This is a genomic window from Sandarakinorhabdus rubra (assembly GCF_010994245.1).
GTDB lineage: Bacteria > Pseudomonadota > Alphaproteobacteria > Sphingomonadales > Sphingomonadaceae > Sandarakinorhabdus > Sandarakinorhabdus rubra.
In genome coordinates, this window is sequence record NZ_WMHO01000003.1 from 16291 (window position 1) to 30306 (window position 14016).

11 protein-coding genes are annotated in these 14016 nt (G+C 66.7%); 5 read left to right on the forward strand and 6 right to left on the reverse strand.

Going from position 1 to position 14016, the window contains the following annotated elements; all coding sequences use genetic code 11:
* Positions 1-102: 102 nt before the first annotated feature.
* Both GJV64_RS00490 and GJV64_RS00495 read right to left on the reverse strand, forming a co-directional pair.
* A complete protein-coding gene (locus GJV64_RS00490) occupies positions 103-993 on the reverse strand; it encodes an alpha/beta fold hydrolase (RefSeq protein ID WP_164155339.1) in 891 nt (296 codons plus the stop codon).
* A complete protein-coding gene (locus GJV64_RS00495; protein ID WP_164155340.1) occupies positions 990-1913 on the reverse strand; it encodes an SMP-30/gluconolactonase/LRE family protein in 924 nt (307 codons plus the stop codon). Before GJV64_RS00495 ends, GJV64_RS00490 begins: the two co-directional genes overlap by 4 nt.
* A 152-nt stretch (positions 1914-2065) precedes the next feature.
* Between GJV64_RS00495 and GJV64_RS00500 the strand changes: the two genes are divergently transcribed.
* A complete protein-coding gene (locus GJV64_RS00500) occupies positions 2066-3658 on the forward strand; it encodes an ATP-binding protein (protein WP_164155341.1) in 1593 nt (530 codons plus the stop codon).
* A gap of 191 nt (positions 3659-3849) precedes the next feature.
* Here GJV64_RS00500 and GJV64_RS00505 read toward each other — a convergent pair whose 3' ends face one another.
* Entirely contained in the window at positions 3850-5442 is a 1593-nt protein-coding gene (locus tag GJV64_RS00505; RefSeq protein ID WP_164155342.1) for an isocitrate lyase, read from the reverse strand.
* 161 nt (positions 5443-5603) lie between these two features.
* On the opposite strand from GJV64_RS00505, the gene GJV64_RS00510 reads away from it, so the two are divergent.
* Both GJV64_RS00510 and aceB read left to right on the forward strand, forming a co-directional pair.
* Complete coding sequence (locus GJV64_RS00510) at positions 5604-7040, forward strand: helix-turn-helix domain-containing protein (RefSeq protein WP_235927526.1); 1437 nt, start codon at positions 5604-5606, stop codon at positions 7038-7040.
* 10 nt (positions 7041-7050) lie between these two features.
* Positions 7051-8649 (forward strand): malate synthase A, encoded by a 1599-nt coding sequence (aceB, locus tag GJV64_RS00515; protein ID WP_164155343.1) that lies wholly within the window; start codon positions 7051-7053, stop codon positions 8647-8649.
* Positions 8650-8688: 39 nt separating this feature from the next.
* Here the strand turns inward: aceB and GJV64_RS00520 are convergent, their stop codons facing one another.
* The 3 genes from GJV64_RS00520 to GJV64_RS00530 form a co-directional block, all read right to left on the reverse strand.
* Positions 8689-9087: a c-type cytochrome gene (locus GJV64_RS00520; protein ID WP_164155344.1), complete on the reverse strand. Its 399-nt coding sequence runs from the start codon at positions 9085-9087 to the stop codon at positions 8689-8691.
* A 2-nt stretch (positions 9088-9089) separates the two neighbouring features.
* On the reverse strand, positions 9090-10694 hold the full coding sequence (locus tag GJV64_RS00525; RefSeq protein ID WP_164155345.1) for a flavin monoamine oxidase family protein: 1605 nt from the start codon (positions 10692-10694) through the stop codon (positions 9090-9092).
* Between the two features lie 140 nt (positions 10695-10834).
* A complete protein-coding gene (locus GJV64_RS00530) occupies positions 10835-12358 on the reverse strand; it encodes a replicative DNA helicase (protein WP_164155346.1) in 1524 nt (507 codons plus the stop codon).
* Positions 12359-12545: 187 nt separating this feature from the next.
* Here GJV64_RS00530 and nusB point away from each other — a divergent pair, with 187 nt between their 5' ends.
* Both nusB and thiL read left to right on the forward strand, forming a co-directional pair.
* Positions 12546-13004, forward strand: a complete 459-nt coding sequence (gene nusB, locus GJV64_RS00535) for a transcription antitermination factor NusB (protein WP_164155347.1) — start codon at positions 12546-12548, stop codon at positions 13002-13004.
* Between the two features lie 3 nt (positions 13005-13007).
* A complete protein-coding gene (gene thiL / locus GJV64_RS00540; RefSeq protein WP_164155348.1) occupies positions 13008-13934 on the forward strand; it encodes a thiamine-phosphate kinase in 927 nt (308 codons plus the stop codon).
* The last annotated feature ends 82 nt before the right edge of the window (positions 13935-14016 follow it).

Genomic DNA, 14016 nt, shown 5'->3' on the forward strand with positions numbered 1-14016 from the left:
TCCGAGGAGTATCATGCCAGCGAGAGCTGGACCAAGATCAGGCAACGAAGGAGGTCCATGCGAAAGCGCGGTGAATGAGCCTCACCTGATCCGACCCGTTCATCACGAGTGCGGAGCGGGGCCGAGAGCCAACCCCTTTGTCCGCAGCCACTCCAGCATCGCCGAGTTCACCGGCACCGGCGCCTCCTGCTGCACCCAGTGCGAGACATTCGGGAAGCGCACCAGGGTGAAATCCTTGACATGGGGGCCATAGCCTTCGGTCAGCTTCACATCGAGTGCCGTGTCCTCCTCACCCCACAGCATCAGGGTCGGGACGTCGATGGGCGCACTCGTCTCATCAAGGATGCCGAGGTTGGCGCGGTAATAGTTGATCATCGCGGTGAGCGCGCCGGGGATGAGCGCGTTTCTGCGATATTCCTCCAGCACGTGCGGGGGGAAGGCGCCCTTGTCCACCGCCATGTTGAGGAAGGCGTTGGCGATGCCCTGCGCACGGCTTTGGCGCAGCAGGAACTCCGGCAACCACGGGATCTGGAAAAAGGCGACATACCAGCTCTTCAGCTGCTGCGGCCGGTAGTGCTTGATCAGCTCGCCGAACACCGTGGGGTGCGGCACGTTCATGATGATCAGGCCGTCCAGATCGACCGCCCGCCGCATCGCCACCACCCAGGCAATCACCGCGCCCCAGTCGTGCGCCACCAGCAGCTTGCGGCGGGGTTTGAGCACCTCGAACATGCCCACCACATCATCGATCAGATGGTCGATATGGTAGGCGGCCTTGCCTTCAGGCCGGCTCGACTGGCCATAGCCGCGCAGGTCCGGCGCCACCGCGCGCCAGCCCTGTGCGGCGAGGAACGGCAGCTGGAAGCGCCAGGAAAAGCGCGACTCCGGAAAGCCGTGCAGGAGCAGCGCCACATCCTCACTGTCACCGCTCACATCGCAGGCGAACTCCAGTCCGTTGGCCTTCAGGGTCGTGTGGCGAACGGCCGGTTTCATGCGTTGAAGTTGAGCTTCAGGCCCGGCCGCGGCCAGCGGCATTTCGCAAGCTTCCCGGTGGTGGACAGGCAGACATAGGCGTCCATCATGTCCTTGCCCCCAAAGCAGATGTTGGTGGTGAGGAGATCGGGGAAGGGGAAATATTCCTGCGCGCCGGTCGCCGGGTCGACACTGGTGATGCCGGCATTCTCGATCAGCGTGGCCTGCGCGATGTTGCCATTGGCCTCGACGGCGAGAGAATCGAGATAGGTCTTGTTCGACCAGCTGGCGACGAAGCGGCCCGGCACGGCCGGCAGCGGTTCCGGTGCCAGTTCGCCCGGCGCCACCACGTCGAACGCCATGATGATGCGGCGCGTGGTGGAGGCGGCGTAGAGGGTGCGGCCATCAGGCGACAGGCCGATGCCGTTGCAATCGGGGCCGCTGATCAGGCGCGTGATGCGCGATCCATCGGGCAGGGCATAGAAGATACCGCCATGATCGCTGTGGTGATCAAAATGCTTGCCGAGGTCGCTGAAGTACATGCCGCCATGGGCATCGAACACGATGTCGTTGGGGCCCGACAGCTTCACCCCGTCGCAGCTGTCGTAGAGGCGCTCCACCTTGCCGGTGGCGATGTCCACCCGTTCGATGCGGCCGGTGGTGTAATCGGCCGCTGCGGTGCCCGGCAGCAGCATGCCGTCCTGCTCATACCAGACAAAGCCGCCGTTGTTGCAGACATAGAGCGCGCCATCGGGGCCGACGGCCATGCCGTTGGGGCCGCCGCCCGGTGTTGCCACCACTTGCCTGCGGCCATCGGGGTGCACCCGGGTGATGCGGCCGGGTCGGATCTCCACCACCAGCACGCTGCCATCTTCCATTGCCACCGGTCCTTCGGGGAACTCCAGCCCCTCGGCCATGATCTCGTGCGGATAGACGCTCATGCCTGTTCCTCCCCTGTTTGTCGCCATGCTGCCCCCATGGTGGCGCGGGCGCAATCATTTGGCAGGCGGGCGTGCTTTTTTGGGAGGGCACAGCGAAAATTTAACCGGAACACTGGCATGGAAGGCGGCATGGGGTTGTTGGGGCGACGGTGATGCATGAAGAACAGGTGATCGGCGAAGTGGTCGGCGTGACGGCCGGCGCACTGCGGCTGCGCATCGACATCGCGGCGACGGCCTCGTTGAAGGACAATCCCGATCCGGTGATTGCCGCCTCCGGCACGCTGGGCAGCCTCGTCAAGGTGCTGTCGGCCGATCGCTGGGTGGTCGCCACCCTGCGCGGCATCACCTGGCAGGACAATGTCGCCATCGCCGAAGTGGACCTGGTGGGCGAGGCCGGTATCGCCGATGATCGCAGCATCATGCGCTTCAGCCGCGGCGTTGGCACCTATCCGCGCGCCGGCAGCTTTGCCTATCCGATGTCCAGCCCGGAATCGGCGCGGGTGTTCTCCGGTGATGATCGCCCGCACATCCAGGTTGGTGTCGTCTATCCCACTGCCAGCGTGCGCGCGGCGGTGTTCTTCGACACCTTCCTGTCCAAGAATTTCGCCATCGTTGGTTCCACCGGCACCGGCAAGTCCACTTCCACAGCGCTCATCCTGCACCGCATCATCGAGAAGGCGCCGGAAGGCCATGTGGTGATGATCGATCCGCACGGCGAATATGCCAAGGCCTTCGCCAACACCGGCATCGTGTTCAATGTCGAGAATCTGCAGCTGCCCTATTGGCTGCTGAACTTCGAAGAGCATTGCGAGGTGCTGCTGACCAGTGAGGGCTCGGCGCGCGATATGGACCGCGACATCCTTGCCCGCTGCCTGCAGATGGCGCGCAGCAAATCGGTCTATGCCGAAGGGCTGGGCGCCGTCACCACCGATACGCCCATCCCCTACACGCTGTCGTCGCTGGCCGATGCGCTGCAGGCCGAGATGGGCAAGATGTCGGAGGCGCAGAACGCCACCAACTACATGCGGATAAGGGGCAAGCTCGACCAGGTGATGCGCGATCCGCGCCAGCAGTTCATGTTCGACCGCCGCTATTCCAACGACACCATGGCCGATTTCATCGCCCGCATGCTGCGGCTCCCCGTGGATGGCAAGCCGATCTCGGTGATCGATCTGTCGGGCGTGCCGACCTCCATTGTCTCGGCCGTGGTCTCGGTGCTGTCGCGCATCGTGTTCGATTTCGCCGTCTGGTCGCGCGGGGAACGCCGCCGCCCGGTGGTGCTGATCTGCGAGGAAGCCCACCGCTACATCCCCAACCGCACCATCTCCACCCGCTCCTCGGTGCGCGACGTGCTGGAACGCATCGCCAAGGAGGGCCGCAAATATGGGGTCTCGCTGGGCCTCGTCACCCAGCGTCCGTCCGATCTGGCCGAAGGCGCGCTGTCACAATGCGGCACCATCATCTCGCTGCGGCTCAACAACGAGCGGGACCAGGATTTCGTCAAGGCGGCGCTGCCGGAAGGCGGCAAGAGCCTGCTGGAGGCCATTCCGGCGCTGCGGAACCGGGAATGCATCATCTCGGGCGAAGGCGTGCCCGCCCCGATCCGCGTGCGCCTTGACGAGTTGGAGCCCGCCAAGCGGCCGATGAGCGACGACCCGGTGTTCAGCGAACTGTGGGTGAAGACTGGCGACGACTCCGACATGCTGGACCGGGTGATCACGCGCTGGCGGCAGAACGTGCGCTAGGTGGGGGCGGCCGGGCGCGGCCGGCGGCAGAGCCGCCGGTTCCGCTTGCTGTAGTCAAGTGAAGTGAAGAAGTGAGCGCGGCGAAGCCGCGCCGTCGAACGAGTCAAAAAAGGCGGCTTGAGAGCCGCCTTTTCCGCTCGCCGGCCGCGCTTGCGCGAGTCGGCAAATAGCTGCGCTATGTGCGCGCCGCGCTACGCGGCGAACTGATTCATCGTGTTGTGCGCGCCGCCGGCCTTCAATGCCGCCTCGCCTGCGAAATATTCCTTGTGGTCATCGCCGATGTCGGAGCCAGACATGTTCTGGTGCTTCACGCAGGCGATGCCCTGCCGGATCTCGGCGCGCTGCACGTTCTTCACATAGCCCAGCATGCCTTCGCTGCCGAAATACTCGCGGGCCAGATTGTCGGTGGACAGCGCGGCGGTGTGATAGGTCGGCAGGGTGATGAGGTGGTGGAAGATGCCGGCCTGCGCCGCAGCATCGCGCTGGAAGGTGCGGATGCGCTCGTCGGCTTCGGCGGCGAGGTCACTGCCGTCATAATCGACGCTCATCAGCCGCGCCCGGTCATAGGCGCTCACGTCCTTGCCGGCCGCGACCCAGGCGTCATAGACCTGCTGGCGGAAATTCAGCGTCCAGTTGAAGCTGGGGCTGTTGTTGTAGACCAGCTTGGCATTGGGCACGACGGCGCGGATGCGGTCCACCATGCCGGCGATCTGCCCGATGTGCGGCTTTTCCGTCTCGATCCACAGCAGGTCAGCACCGTTCTGCAGGGAGTTGATGCAGTCGAGCACCACGCGGTCCTCACCGGAACCGGCGCGGAACTGGAACAGGTTCGACGGCAGCCGCTTCGGGCGCAGCAGCTTGCCGTTACGCGAAATCACCACGTCGCCATTGCCAACCTGGCCGACATCGATCTCTTCGCAATCAAGGTAGCTGTTGTACTGGTCGCCAATGTCGCCGGGCTCGCGGCTGTAGGCGATCTGCTTGGTCAGGCCGGCGCCCAGGCTGTCGGTGCGGGCAACGATGATGCCATCGTCCACACCCAGTTCGAGGAACGCGTAGCGGATGGCCCGGATCTTGGCGAGGAAGTCCTCGTGCGGCACCGTCACCTTGCCGTCCTGGTGGCCGCATTGCTTCTCGTCCGACACCTGGTTCTCGATCTGCAGCGCGCAGGCGCCGGCCTCGATCATCTTCTTGGCGAGCAGATAGGTGGCCTCGGCATTGCCGAAGCCGGCATCGATGTCGGCGATGATCGGCACCACGTGGGTCTGGAAATTGTCGATCTGGTTCTCGAGGGCGCGGGCCTTCACCGCGTCTCCGGCGGCGCGTGCCGCATCGAGATCACGGAACAGCATCCCCAGCTCGCGGGCGTCGGCCTGCTTGAGGAAGGTGTAGAGTTCCTCGATCAGGGCCGGCACGCTGGTCTTTTCGTGCATCGACTGGTCGGGCAGCGGGCCGAATTCGCTGCGCAGTGCCGCCACCATCCAGCCCGACAGGTAGAGATAGCGCCGGTCGGTGGTGCCGAAATGCTTCTTGATCGAAATCAGCTTCTGCTGGCCGATGAAGCCGTGCCAGCAGCCCAGCGACTGGGTGTAGTTGGCGGGATCGGCATCATAGGCCGCCATGTCGCGCCGCATGAGGGCGGCGGTGTAGCGGGCGATGTCGAGCCCGGTCCGGAAGCGGTTCTGCAGGCGCATGCGCGCCACGCTCTCGCTGCTGATAGCGTCCCAACCCGGCTTGCCGGCAATGGCGGCGCTGACGGCGCTGATTTCGGATTGATAGCTCATCATCGGGCTCCTTGACGTCACGGGCACTGGTGTTGGGTGCAGTGCAGCAATGCTTGTCAAAGAGGTGCGCCTGGGCTAGGCCCGGGTCAACTGGATTCTGTCAAAGAATCGTGTGTAAATGTCCCGCTTTAGCCAAATATGGGTGTGAAGGTGTAAAAAACTTGACAGAAATCGCTGCCCTGTCTGTTCCCGACTCCGAACGCCTTCCCGACCTGGTGGGCAGTGGCCGCAAGATCTTTGCCGGCGCGCGCGTGCGCCGCCTGCGTGTGCAGCGTGGCCTCACCCAGACGCGCATGGCCGGTGATCTCGGGGTGTCGGTCAGCTATCTCAACCTGATCGAGCGGGACCAGCGACCGCTGTCGGCCGGTTTCCTGCTGCGCCTGGCGCAGGCCTATGATCTCGACCTGCGCAGCCTCACGGGCGGCGAGGACGGCGAGCTTGTCGATGACTTGTCAAAGCTGTTCACCGATCCCCGGCTGATCGGCATCGACGTGCCGCGCAGCGAACTGCGTGACCTGGCCAGCCGCTCGCCGGCCATTGCCCACGCCCTGCTGCGCCTGGCCGCTGCCAGCCCGGCGGTCGCGCCGGAGCCGCCACCGCCCGGGCCGATCGCGGCGGTGACGCGGATGATCGATGCCGCCGGCAATTATTTCCCCGCACTCGACGAAGCTGCCGAGCGGCTGGCGGACGAGTTGCGCCTGTCCGGTCCCGATCTGAATGCCGCGGTGGTGGATCGGCTGCGCGCCCGCCATGCCATCACGGTGCGCGCGCTGCCGCTGGAGGTGATGCCTGGCCACCTGCGCCGGCTCGATCTGCACGCGCGTCAGTTGCTGCTGTCGGAATCGCTGGATGCCGCCAGCCGCGGTTTTGCGGCGGCCGTGCAGCTGGTGCTGATCGAGCTGAAGGCCGAAATTGCCGACACAATCGCCGCTGCCGGGATCAGCGATCCGCTCGACACCCGCGCTGCCACCGTGGCCATGGGCAAATATGCCGCCGCCGCCACGCTGATGCCCTATGCCCGCTTCCTCGCCGCTTGCGAGGCGACGGGCTATGATGTCGAGCTGTTGCAGGCCCGCTTCGGGCGCGGGCTGGAGCAGGTGGCGCACCGGCTGACCACCATGAGCCGGCCTGGCGCGCGCGGCGTGCCCTTCTTCTTCCTGCGGGTGGACCGTGCCGGCACCGTTTCGAAACGCTTTGCCCCCAACGGTCCGTCACCGCTGCCGGCCATCGGCGGCTGCGCGCTCTGGCACCTCTATCACGCCTTTGATCGGCCCGGCGAAATCCGCCGGCAGCTGGTCGAGATGGAGGATGGCCAGCGCTTCCTGACGCTGGCGCGCACCATCCGCACGGCGGCCCTGCCATGGGGCGTGCCGCGTCCCGGCTTTGCCATCGGCATCGGCTGTGATGTCGCCCATGCCGCCGCCCTGTCGTGGAGCGCGGGCCTTGATCTCGGCGGCCCGGCCACGCCCATCGGCCCCGGCTGCGCCGCCTGCCACAGGGCCGCTTGCCGCCAGCGCGGCGCGCCGCCGGCCGGTGCCCACCTCGCCTTCGACGAGCGCCAGCGCGTGCTCACCCCGTTCCGCTTCACCGACGAATGAAAGGCCTTTCGTGAGCAGCCATCCCGCACTTGAGGGCGTCCGGATCACCGGCGCAATGCAGCCCGGCTATGAAACCATCCTCACGCCCGAGGCCCTGGCCTTCGTGGCGCAGCTGCACCGCATGTATGAGCCCACCCGCCAGAGCCTGCTGCGCGCCCGCGCCCAGCGTCAGGCCTGGATCAACGAGGAAGGCTTCATCGGCTTTGCCCCCGAATATTCGGCGATCCGCGATGACCGGACTTGGGCTGTGCGCCCCGCCCCAGCCGACCTCGCTGACCGCCGCGTCGAGATCACGGGGCCGTGCGACCGCAAGATGGTGATCAACGCCCTCAACAGCGGCGCGCGCTGCTTCATGGCCTGCCTCGAAGACGCCTCGGCGCCGACCTGGGACGTGATGGTGCAGGGCCAGGTCAACCTGCGCGACGCGGTGGCCGGCACCATTTCCCTTGAGGACAAGGGGAAGAGCTACAAGCTGAATGACAAGACCGCCGTCCTCATCTGCCGGCCGCGCGGCTGGCATCTCGATGAGGCGCACATGATCGTCGATGGCGAGCGCGTCGCCGGCGCCATCTTCGATTTCGGCCTCTATTTCTTCCACAATGCCAAGGTGTTGCTGGCCAAGGGCAGTGGCCCCTATTTCTATCTGCCCAAGCTGGAGCACAGCCTGGAAGCGCGGCTGTGGAACAATGTCTTCATCTCGGCCCAGTCGATGCTCAGCCTGCCGCTGGGCACGATCCGCGCCACCGTGCTGATCGAAACCCTGCCCGGCGCCTTCATGGCCGAGGAAATCCTTTATGAGCTGCGCGATCACATCACCGCGCTCAACTGCGGCCGCTGGGATTATATCTTCAGCTATATCAAGACGTTCCAGGCCGATTCCACAAAGCTGCTGCCCGATCGCGCAGCCGTGACGATGAGCGTGCCGTTCATGGCCGCCTATGCCGCCCACGTGGTGCGCGTCTGCCACCGCCGCGGTGCACACGCCATGGGCGGCATGAGCGCCTTCATCCCGGTGAAGGACGATGAAGCCGCAAACGAAAAGGCCTTCGCCGCCGTCACCGCCGACAAGGAGCGCGAGGCCAAGCTTGGCCACGATGGCACCTGGGTCGCCCATCCCGGCCTGGTGCCGGTGGCCATGGCGGTGTTCGACCGGCTGATGCCGACGCCCAACCAGCTCCACGTGATCCCGCCCGGCGAGGCGACGCTGGACGATCTGGTCACGCCGCCGCCGGGGCCGCGCACGTTGGCGGGGCTGGCCAACAACATCAATGTCGGCATCGGCTATGTCGCGGCTTGGCTGCGCGGGCAGGGCGCGGTGCCGCTGCACAATCTGATGGAGGATGCCGCCACCGCCGAAATCAGCCGCACCCAGCTGTGGCAGTGGCGAAAGGCCGGCGCCAAACTGGACAGCGGCGAGACGGTGGACGCCGCGCTCATCAGCCGCGTCACCGAGGAGCAGCTGGACGCCTGGAAGCAGGCGGTGGGGGACAATTTCTTCGCCACCGGCAAGTACAAGGACGCTGCCGAGCTGTTCCGCACGCTGGTGCTGGCCGACCGGCTGGAGCCGTTCCTCACCAACCCGGCCTACGAGTATCATTTCGCCAAGTGAATGGCCGTGGCTCCTCCCGCCGGGGAGGGGCCACCGGGCTCACTGTTCGCGGAAGCCGCCCTTGGGCGCCGGCACACCCTGCTCGGCGACCATCGCCGGGGTCACCTTGTCCTTGTACCTGTTGCCGAAATGGCTGCGGACATAGTTGATCACGTCGGCAATCTGCTGGTCGGTCAGCTGGCCGCGGAACCACGGCATGGCGCCCTTGCCGCCGGTCACCACCATGATCGGATAGCTGGACGCTTCCAGCGCGCCGTTCTTCGCAAGCGCCGGGATCTTGCCGGCGCCCTCGCCACCAAGGGCATTGGCCATGTGGCAGGCCTGGCAGACATTCTGATAGACTTCGGCGCCAGGATGCGGAGCGGCCGGGGCCTTGGCCTTTTGGGCGAGCGCCGGGGCGGCGACCATCAGGGCCGTGGCAAGCAGGACGAAACGCATTCTCAGGCCTCCAGCGCGCGCTTGTGCAGGCGGGTGATGGCATCCAGCGAAGACAGGATGGCGCCTTCCATCCAGCAGCCGACATAGGAAGCGTGCTCGCCGGCCAGCACCAGCCGGTCATCGACCGCCACCAGCGTCTGGTAATGCTCCTTGCGGGTGTCCTCGTTCCACTGGGCGCAGCAGCCCAGGGTGAAGGGCACCCGGCTCCACGCCACGGTGGCGCCGCCGATGAACTCTTCCTTGTAGCGGCCGGGGTGAAACACGCTGCCCTGTTCCAGCGCCCGCTGGATGCGCTCTTCCGGAGTCATCCCGGCGAACTTGTAGCTGGCCGGCCCGAACGTGTAGGCGCCCAGCACCACCGCCGGCCCGGCGCTGTGCAGGCCGCCCGAAGGGTAAGAGATCATCGAGATCTCACGGTCGGTGAAGCTGATGCCGCCATAGATGGCCTCATCCTCTTCCCAGAAGCGGCGCTTGAACTCGAGGCCGACCTTCACCGAGTTGGAATAGGGGATGGCGCGGATCGCGGCATCAAGGCCGGGCGAGACATCGAGATCCATCTGGCTCAAGATGCCCAGCGGGATGGTGCAGACGCAATAATCCGCCTCTGTGGTACCGGTGACGCCAGTGCCGGTGTCGGTGTGCGTCACCGTCACCTTGCCGCCCTGCTGGCTGATGCTGGTCACCTTCTGGTTGAAACGGATCTTGCCCTCGACCTGGCGGGCGAAGCCTCGGCCGATCATGCCCATGCCGCCCACCGGCTGGAACATGGTGTGCTGGTGATCGATGGACATGTGCTGGGCCACGACGCGCCAGATGCCGCTGTCCAGTATGTCCTTGAAGGCGTGGGGTTCGGACGGAATCGGCTCGCCCAGCACGCCGCCGCCCTGCGGCCGGTCGAAGCCGCGCCGGCGCGAGCTGCGGTAGCTCTTACTGTACTTGAAATCCTGGTCCAGCGCGCCCCATTCGCGCAGGGCCATGCGCAGCCGGTCGGCGTCTTCCCTGGTCAGCGCCGAATCCAGGCCGCGATTGTCGATCGCCTTGGACAGCAGCTCGGCCACGTTGCCATCCCAGTCGGCATGCAGCTCGCGATAGCGCATCGGCTTGCCGCCGAACGCCTTGGACGAATGCAGCAGCGCCTGCTGGTTCATCTGCATGAAGGGTTCCAGCTTCACCCCGAAGGCCTTGCAGTAATGCAGCAGGGCGCGGTGGTGATAGGGAATGCGCCACGGTCCGGGGTTGAGGTAATTGCCCTCGGCAAAGCCGACCTTCTGGGTGGCGCCGCCAAGTTCGGTGTAGGTGTCGCCGCCATAGAGCGACCAGTTCCTGCCGCCGGGACGGTTGTTGTACTCGATGATCTGGACGTCGTAGCCGGCCTTCGAGAGCTCGTAGGCGGCCAGCATGCCGGCAAGGCCAGCACCCAGCACGATCACCTTCGTGCCGGGCCGCGCGCCCGACAGGTTGGGCGGGCCGGCGAACTGGGTTTCCTTGGCGTGGCCCAGCACTTCCATGGCCTGGTAGAGGACAGCGGTCCCGGCCATCAGGCCGATCGCGCGCAGCACCTCCCGCCGTGTCGGAGCGCGTCCAGTGCCAGCCATGCCACCGTTCATATCTGCCCTGCTTCCCCGTTCAGATCATGCTCAAGCAACGGCCATGCGCCCCCGTCGACACTGCCGATAGTGGCGAAATGACGGGGTTTTTTCGGGCCCCGCCATGGGGCGCGGCGCCGCAGCCGCATCACCATCCGCCGTTACCAAGGCTGGCCACCATAGTCGCCTTCGGCACGGTCGGCGAACTTGGTATATTGCTTGATGAAGGTCAGCGGCACCGTGCCGGTGGCGCCATGGCGCTGCTTGGCCACGATCACCTCGGCCAGCCCGAAGATCTTCTCGGCCTTCTCGCGCCATTTGGCGTGCTTGTCACCATCCTCCGGGTCGGGCTGCTTGAGGCCGTGATAATATTCCTCGCGGTAGACGAACAGCACGATGTCCGAATCCTGCTCGATGGTGCCGGATTCACGCAAATCGGCCAGCTGTGGCCGTTTGTCCTCGCGGTTTTCCACCGCGCGGCTCAGCTGCGACAGCGCCAGCACAGGCACCTGCAGCTCCTTGGCCAGCGTCTTCAGGCCGCGGGTGATCTCCGAGATTTCCTGCACCCGGTTGTCGGTGCCGCCGCTCTTCGAGCCGGTGAGCAGCTGCAGATAATCCACCACCACCAGCCCGATGCCGTGCTGGCGCTTCAGCCGGCGGGCGCGGGTGCGCAGCGCCGCGATGGACAGGCCGGGCGTGTCGTCGATCACTAGCGGCAGGCTGGACAGATCGGAGGCGGCGCGGGCCAGCCGGGTGAACTCCTCGTCGGAGATCTTGCCCATGCGTAGCGCTTCGCTGTTCACCTGGCTCTGTTCGGCGAGGATGCGGGTGGCGAGCTGGTCGGCCGACATCTCGAGGCTGAAGAAGGCCACCGGCGCGCCGCTCGACTTGCCCGGCTCGATGCCGCGCTCGCGGTCGTCGGCAAAGCGCTTGGCGCATGAAAAGGCGATGTTGGTGGCAAGGCTGGTCTTGCCCATCGCCGGGCGGCCGGCGAGGATGACAAGGTCGGACTTGTGGAGGCCGCCCATCTTCTCGTTGAGGCCGACCAGGCCTGTCGTGTAGCCCGACAGATGCCCGCCCGACCGCTTGGCCCGGTCGGCCATCTGCACGGCTTCGAGCGCGGCATCGCGGAAACTCTTGACGGCGCCCTGCACCTCGCCGGCCTCGGCGACCTTGTAGAGCGCCATTTCCGCCGCCTCGATCTGTTCGATCGGTGCGATCTCGCGGCTGGTGTCACTGGCCTCGGTGACCATCTCGCGGCCGACGCGGATCAGCTCGCGCAACAGGGCCAGGTCATAGATCTGGCGGGCGAAATCGCGCGCCGCCAGCAGTGCTGCCCCATTCTGGGTGAGGCCGGCGAGATAGGCCGGGCCGCCCAGCTCGGCCATCGCCGGATCGGCATCGAACAGCGGCTTCAGCGTGACCGGCGTTGCCGCCATGCCCTTGGCCGAAAGGTTGAGGAGCTGCGCATAGATGCGCCCGTGCAGGGCATCGGCGAAATGCTCGGGCTTCAGCCGGGTGACGACATCCTCCACCAACCGGTTGTCGATCATCAGCGCGCCCAGCAGCGCAGCTTCGGCCTCGAGATTCTGCGGCAGCACCGTCTGCCCGCCGTCGACAACGCGCAAACTGGTCACAGATGGGGGCGTGACGGATGGCGTGGTGGAGGGCGGCGGGCTGGCCATGCGCACCCCTTCGCGCAAGCCCGCTGCCGCGACAAGGCCAGTGGGTAAAAATACCCACGGCATGACTCTGTGGACAAGTCGGGGAGAGGCGCGCCAGCCCGCGCAGCGATTACCCCAGCCCGCGCAGCGCTTGCCCCAGCCCGCGCAGCGCTTGCCCCAGCGGCGCGTTTGCGCGTAAGCCGCAGCCGTGACCAGCCCCGCCGTTCCCGACTATCGTGCCCGCTCTGCCGCCAGGCTTGCCGCCGTGCAGGCGCTCTACCAGCTGGAAATGGGCGGCGACACCGTGCCCAAGCTGCTGACCGAGTTCCACCACCACCGGCTGGGCCAGGAGATCGAGGGCGCCGAGTATCTCGCTGCCGACGAGGCGTTCTTTGACGATGTGGTGGCTGGCGTCTCGGCGCGCCGTGACGAGCTCGACGGCCTGATCAGCGCGGCGCTGGCGCAGGGCTGGACGCTGGCGCGGCTCGACCGGCCGATGCGCGCGCTGCTGCGGGCTGCCGTCTATGAACTGGTGGCCCGTGCCGATGTGCCGGCGGCCACCGTGATCGATGAATATGTCGATGTCGCCCACGCCTTCCACGACGAGAAGGATGCCCGCTTCGCCAATGGCCTGCTCGACACGGTGGCGCGCCGGGTGCGGGGCTGAGATATGGCCGAGCGGGAGCTGATCGCCCGCCACCTTGCTCCGCTGGCCACGTCGCCTGCCGCCCGCGGTCTTGCGGATGATGCCGCCGTGTGGACCCCGCCGCTGGGGCGCCAGTTGGTGTTCACCCACGATGTGCTGGCCGCCGGCATCCATTATCTGCCCGATGATCCGGCATCGGATGTGGCGTGGAAGCTGCTGGCGGTGAACCTTTCGGACCTGGCCGGGATGGCCGCCACGCCTGCTGGCGTGCTGCTCGGGCTCGGCCTCTCGGCCGGCGAGGACGCGGCGTGGCAGGCCGAGTTCGTGGCCGGGCTGGGCCGGGCGCTCGACCGGTTCGGCGTGGCGCTGTGGGGCGGCGACACGGTGACCGGCCTTGAGCGCGCGGTGCTGGGGCTCACCGCGATCGGCTGGGCGGAACCGGGCCGCGTGCTGTCCCGCGCCGGGGCAAGGGCTGGTGATGGGCTGTGGGTGTCGGGCACGATTGGCGATGCTGGCCTCGGCCTTGCGGTGGCGCGCGGCACAGCGCCGTTCGACAAGGCCCTGCTGAACCGCTTTCGCCGGCCCACACCCCGCCTCGCCTTGGGGCAGGTACTGGGCGGGGTGGCGAGCGCCGGCATGGATGTCTCCGATGGCCTGCTGATCGATGCCGACCGGCTCGCGCAGGCCAGCGGCGTGGGGCTCGCTATTGCGCTCGATGCGGTGCCGCTCGGCGTGCCGGCTGCCGGCCATGATGATCTGCTGGCGCGGGTAACCGCAGGCGATGATTACGAGCTGCTGTTCACCGCGCCGGCCGGCGTGGACGTGGCGGCGCTGGCCGGCGCGACCCCGGTGACGTGCATCGGGGAGGTCGTGGCCGGTAGCGGCCTGGCGCTCACCTACCGGGGCCAGCCGATGCCGCTGCCGGCCCGCCTGGGCTGGGAGCACGCCTAACCGCGGGCAATCCTGGGCACCAGGTCCCGCAACGCCGCCACCAGCCGGTCGCACTCCTGCGGCGTGGTGAAGAGCGCCGGCG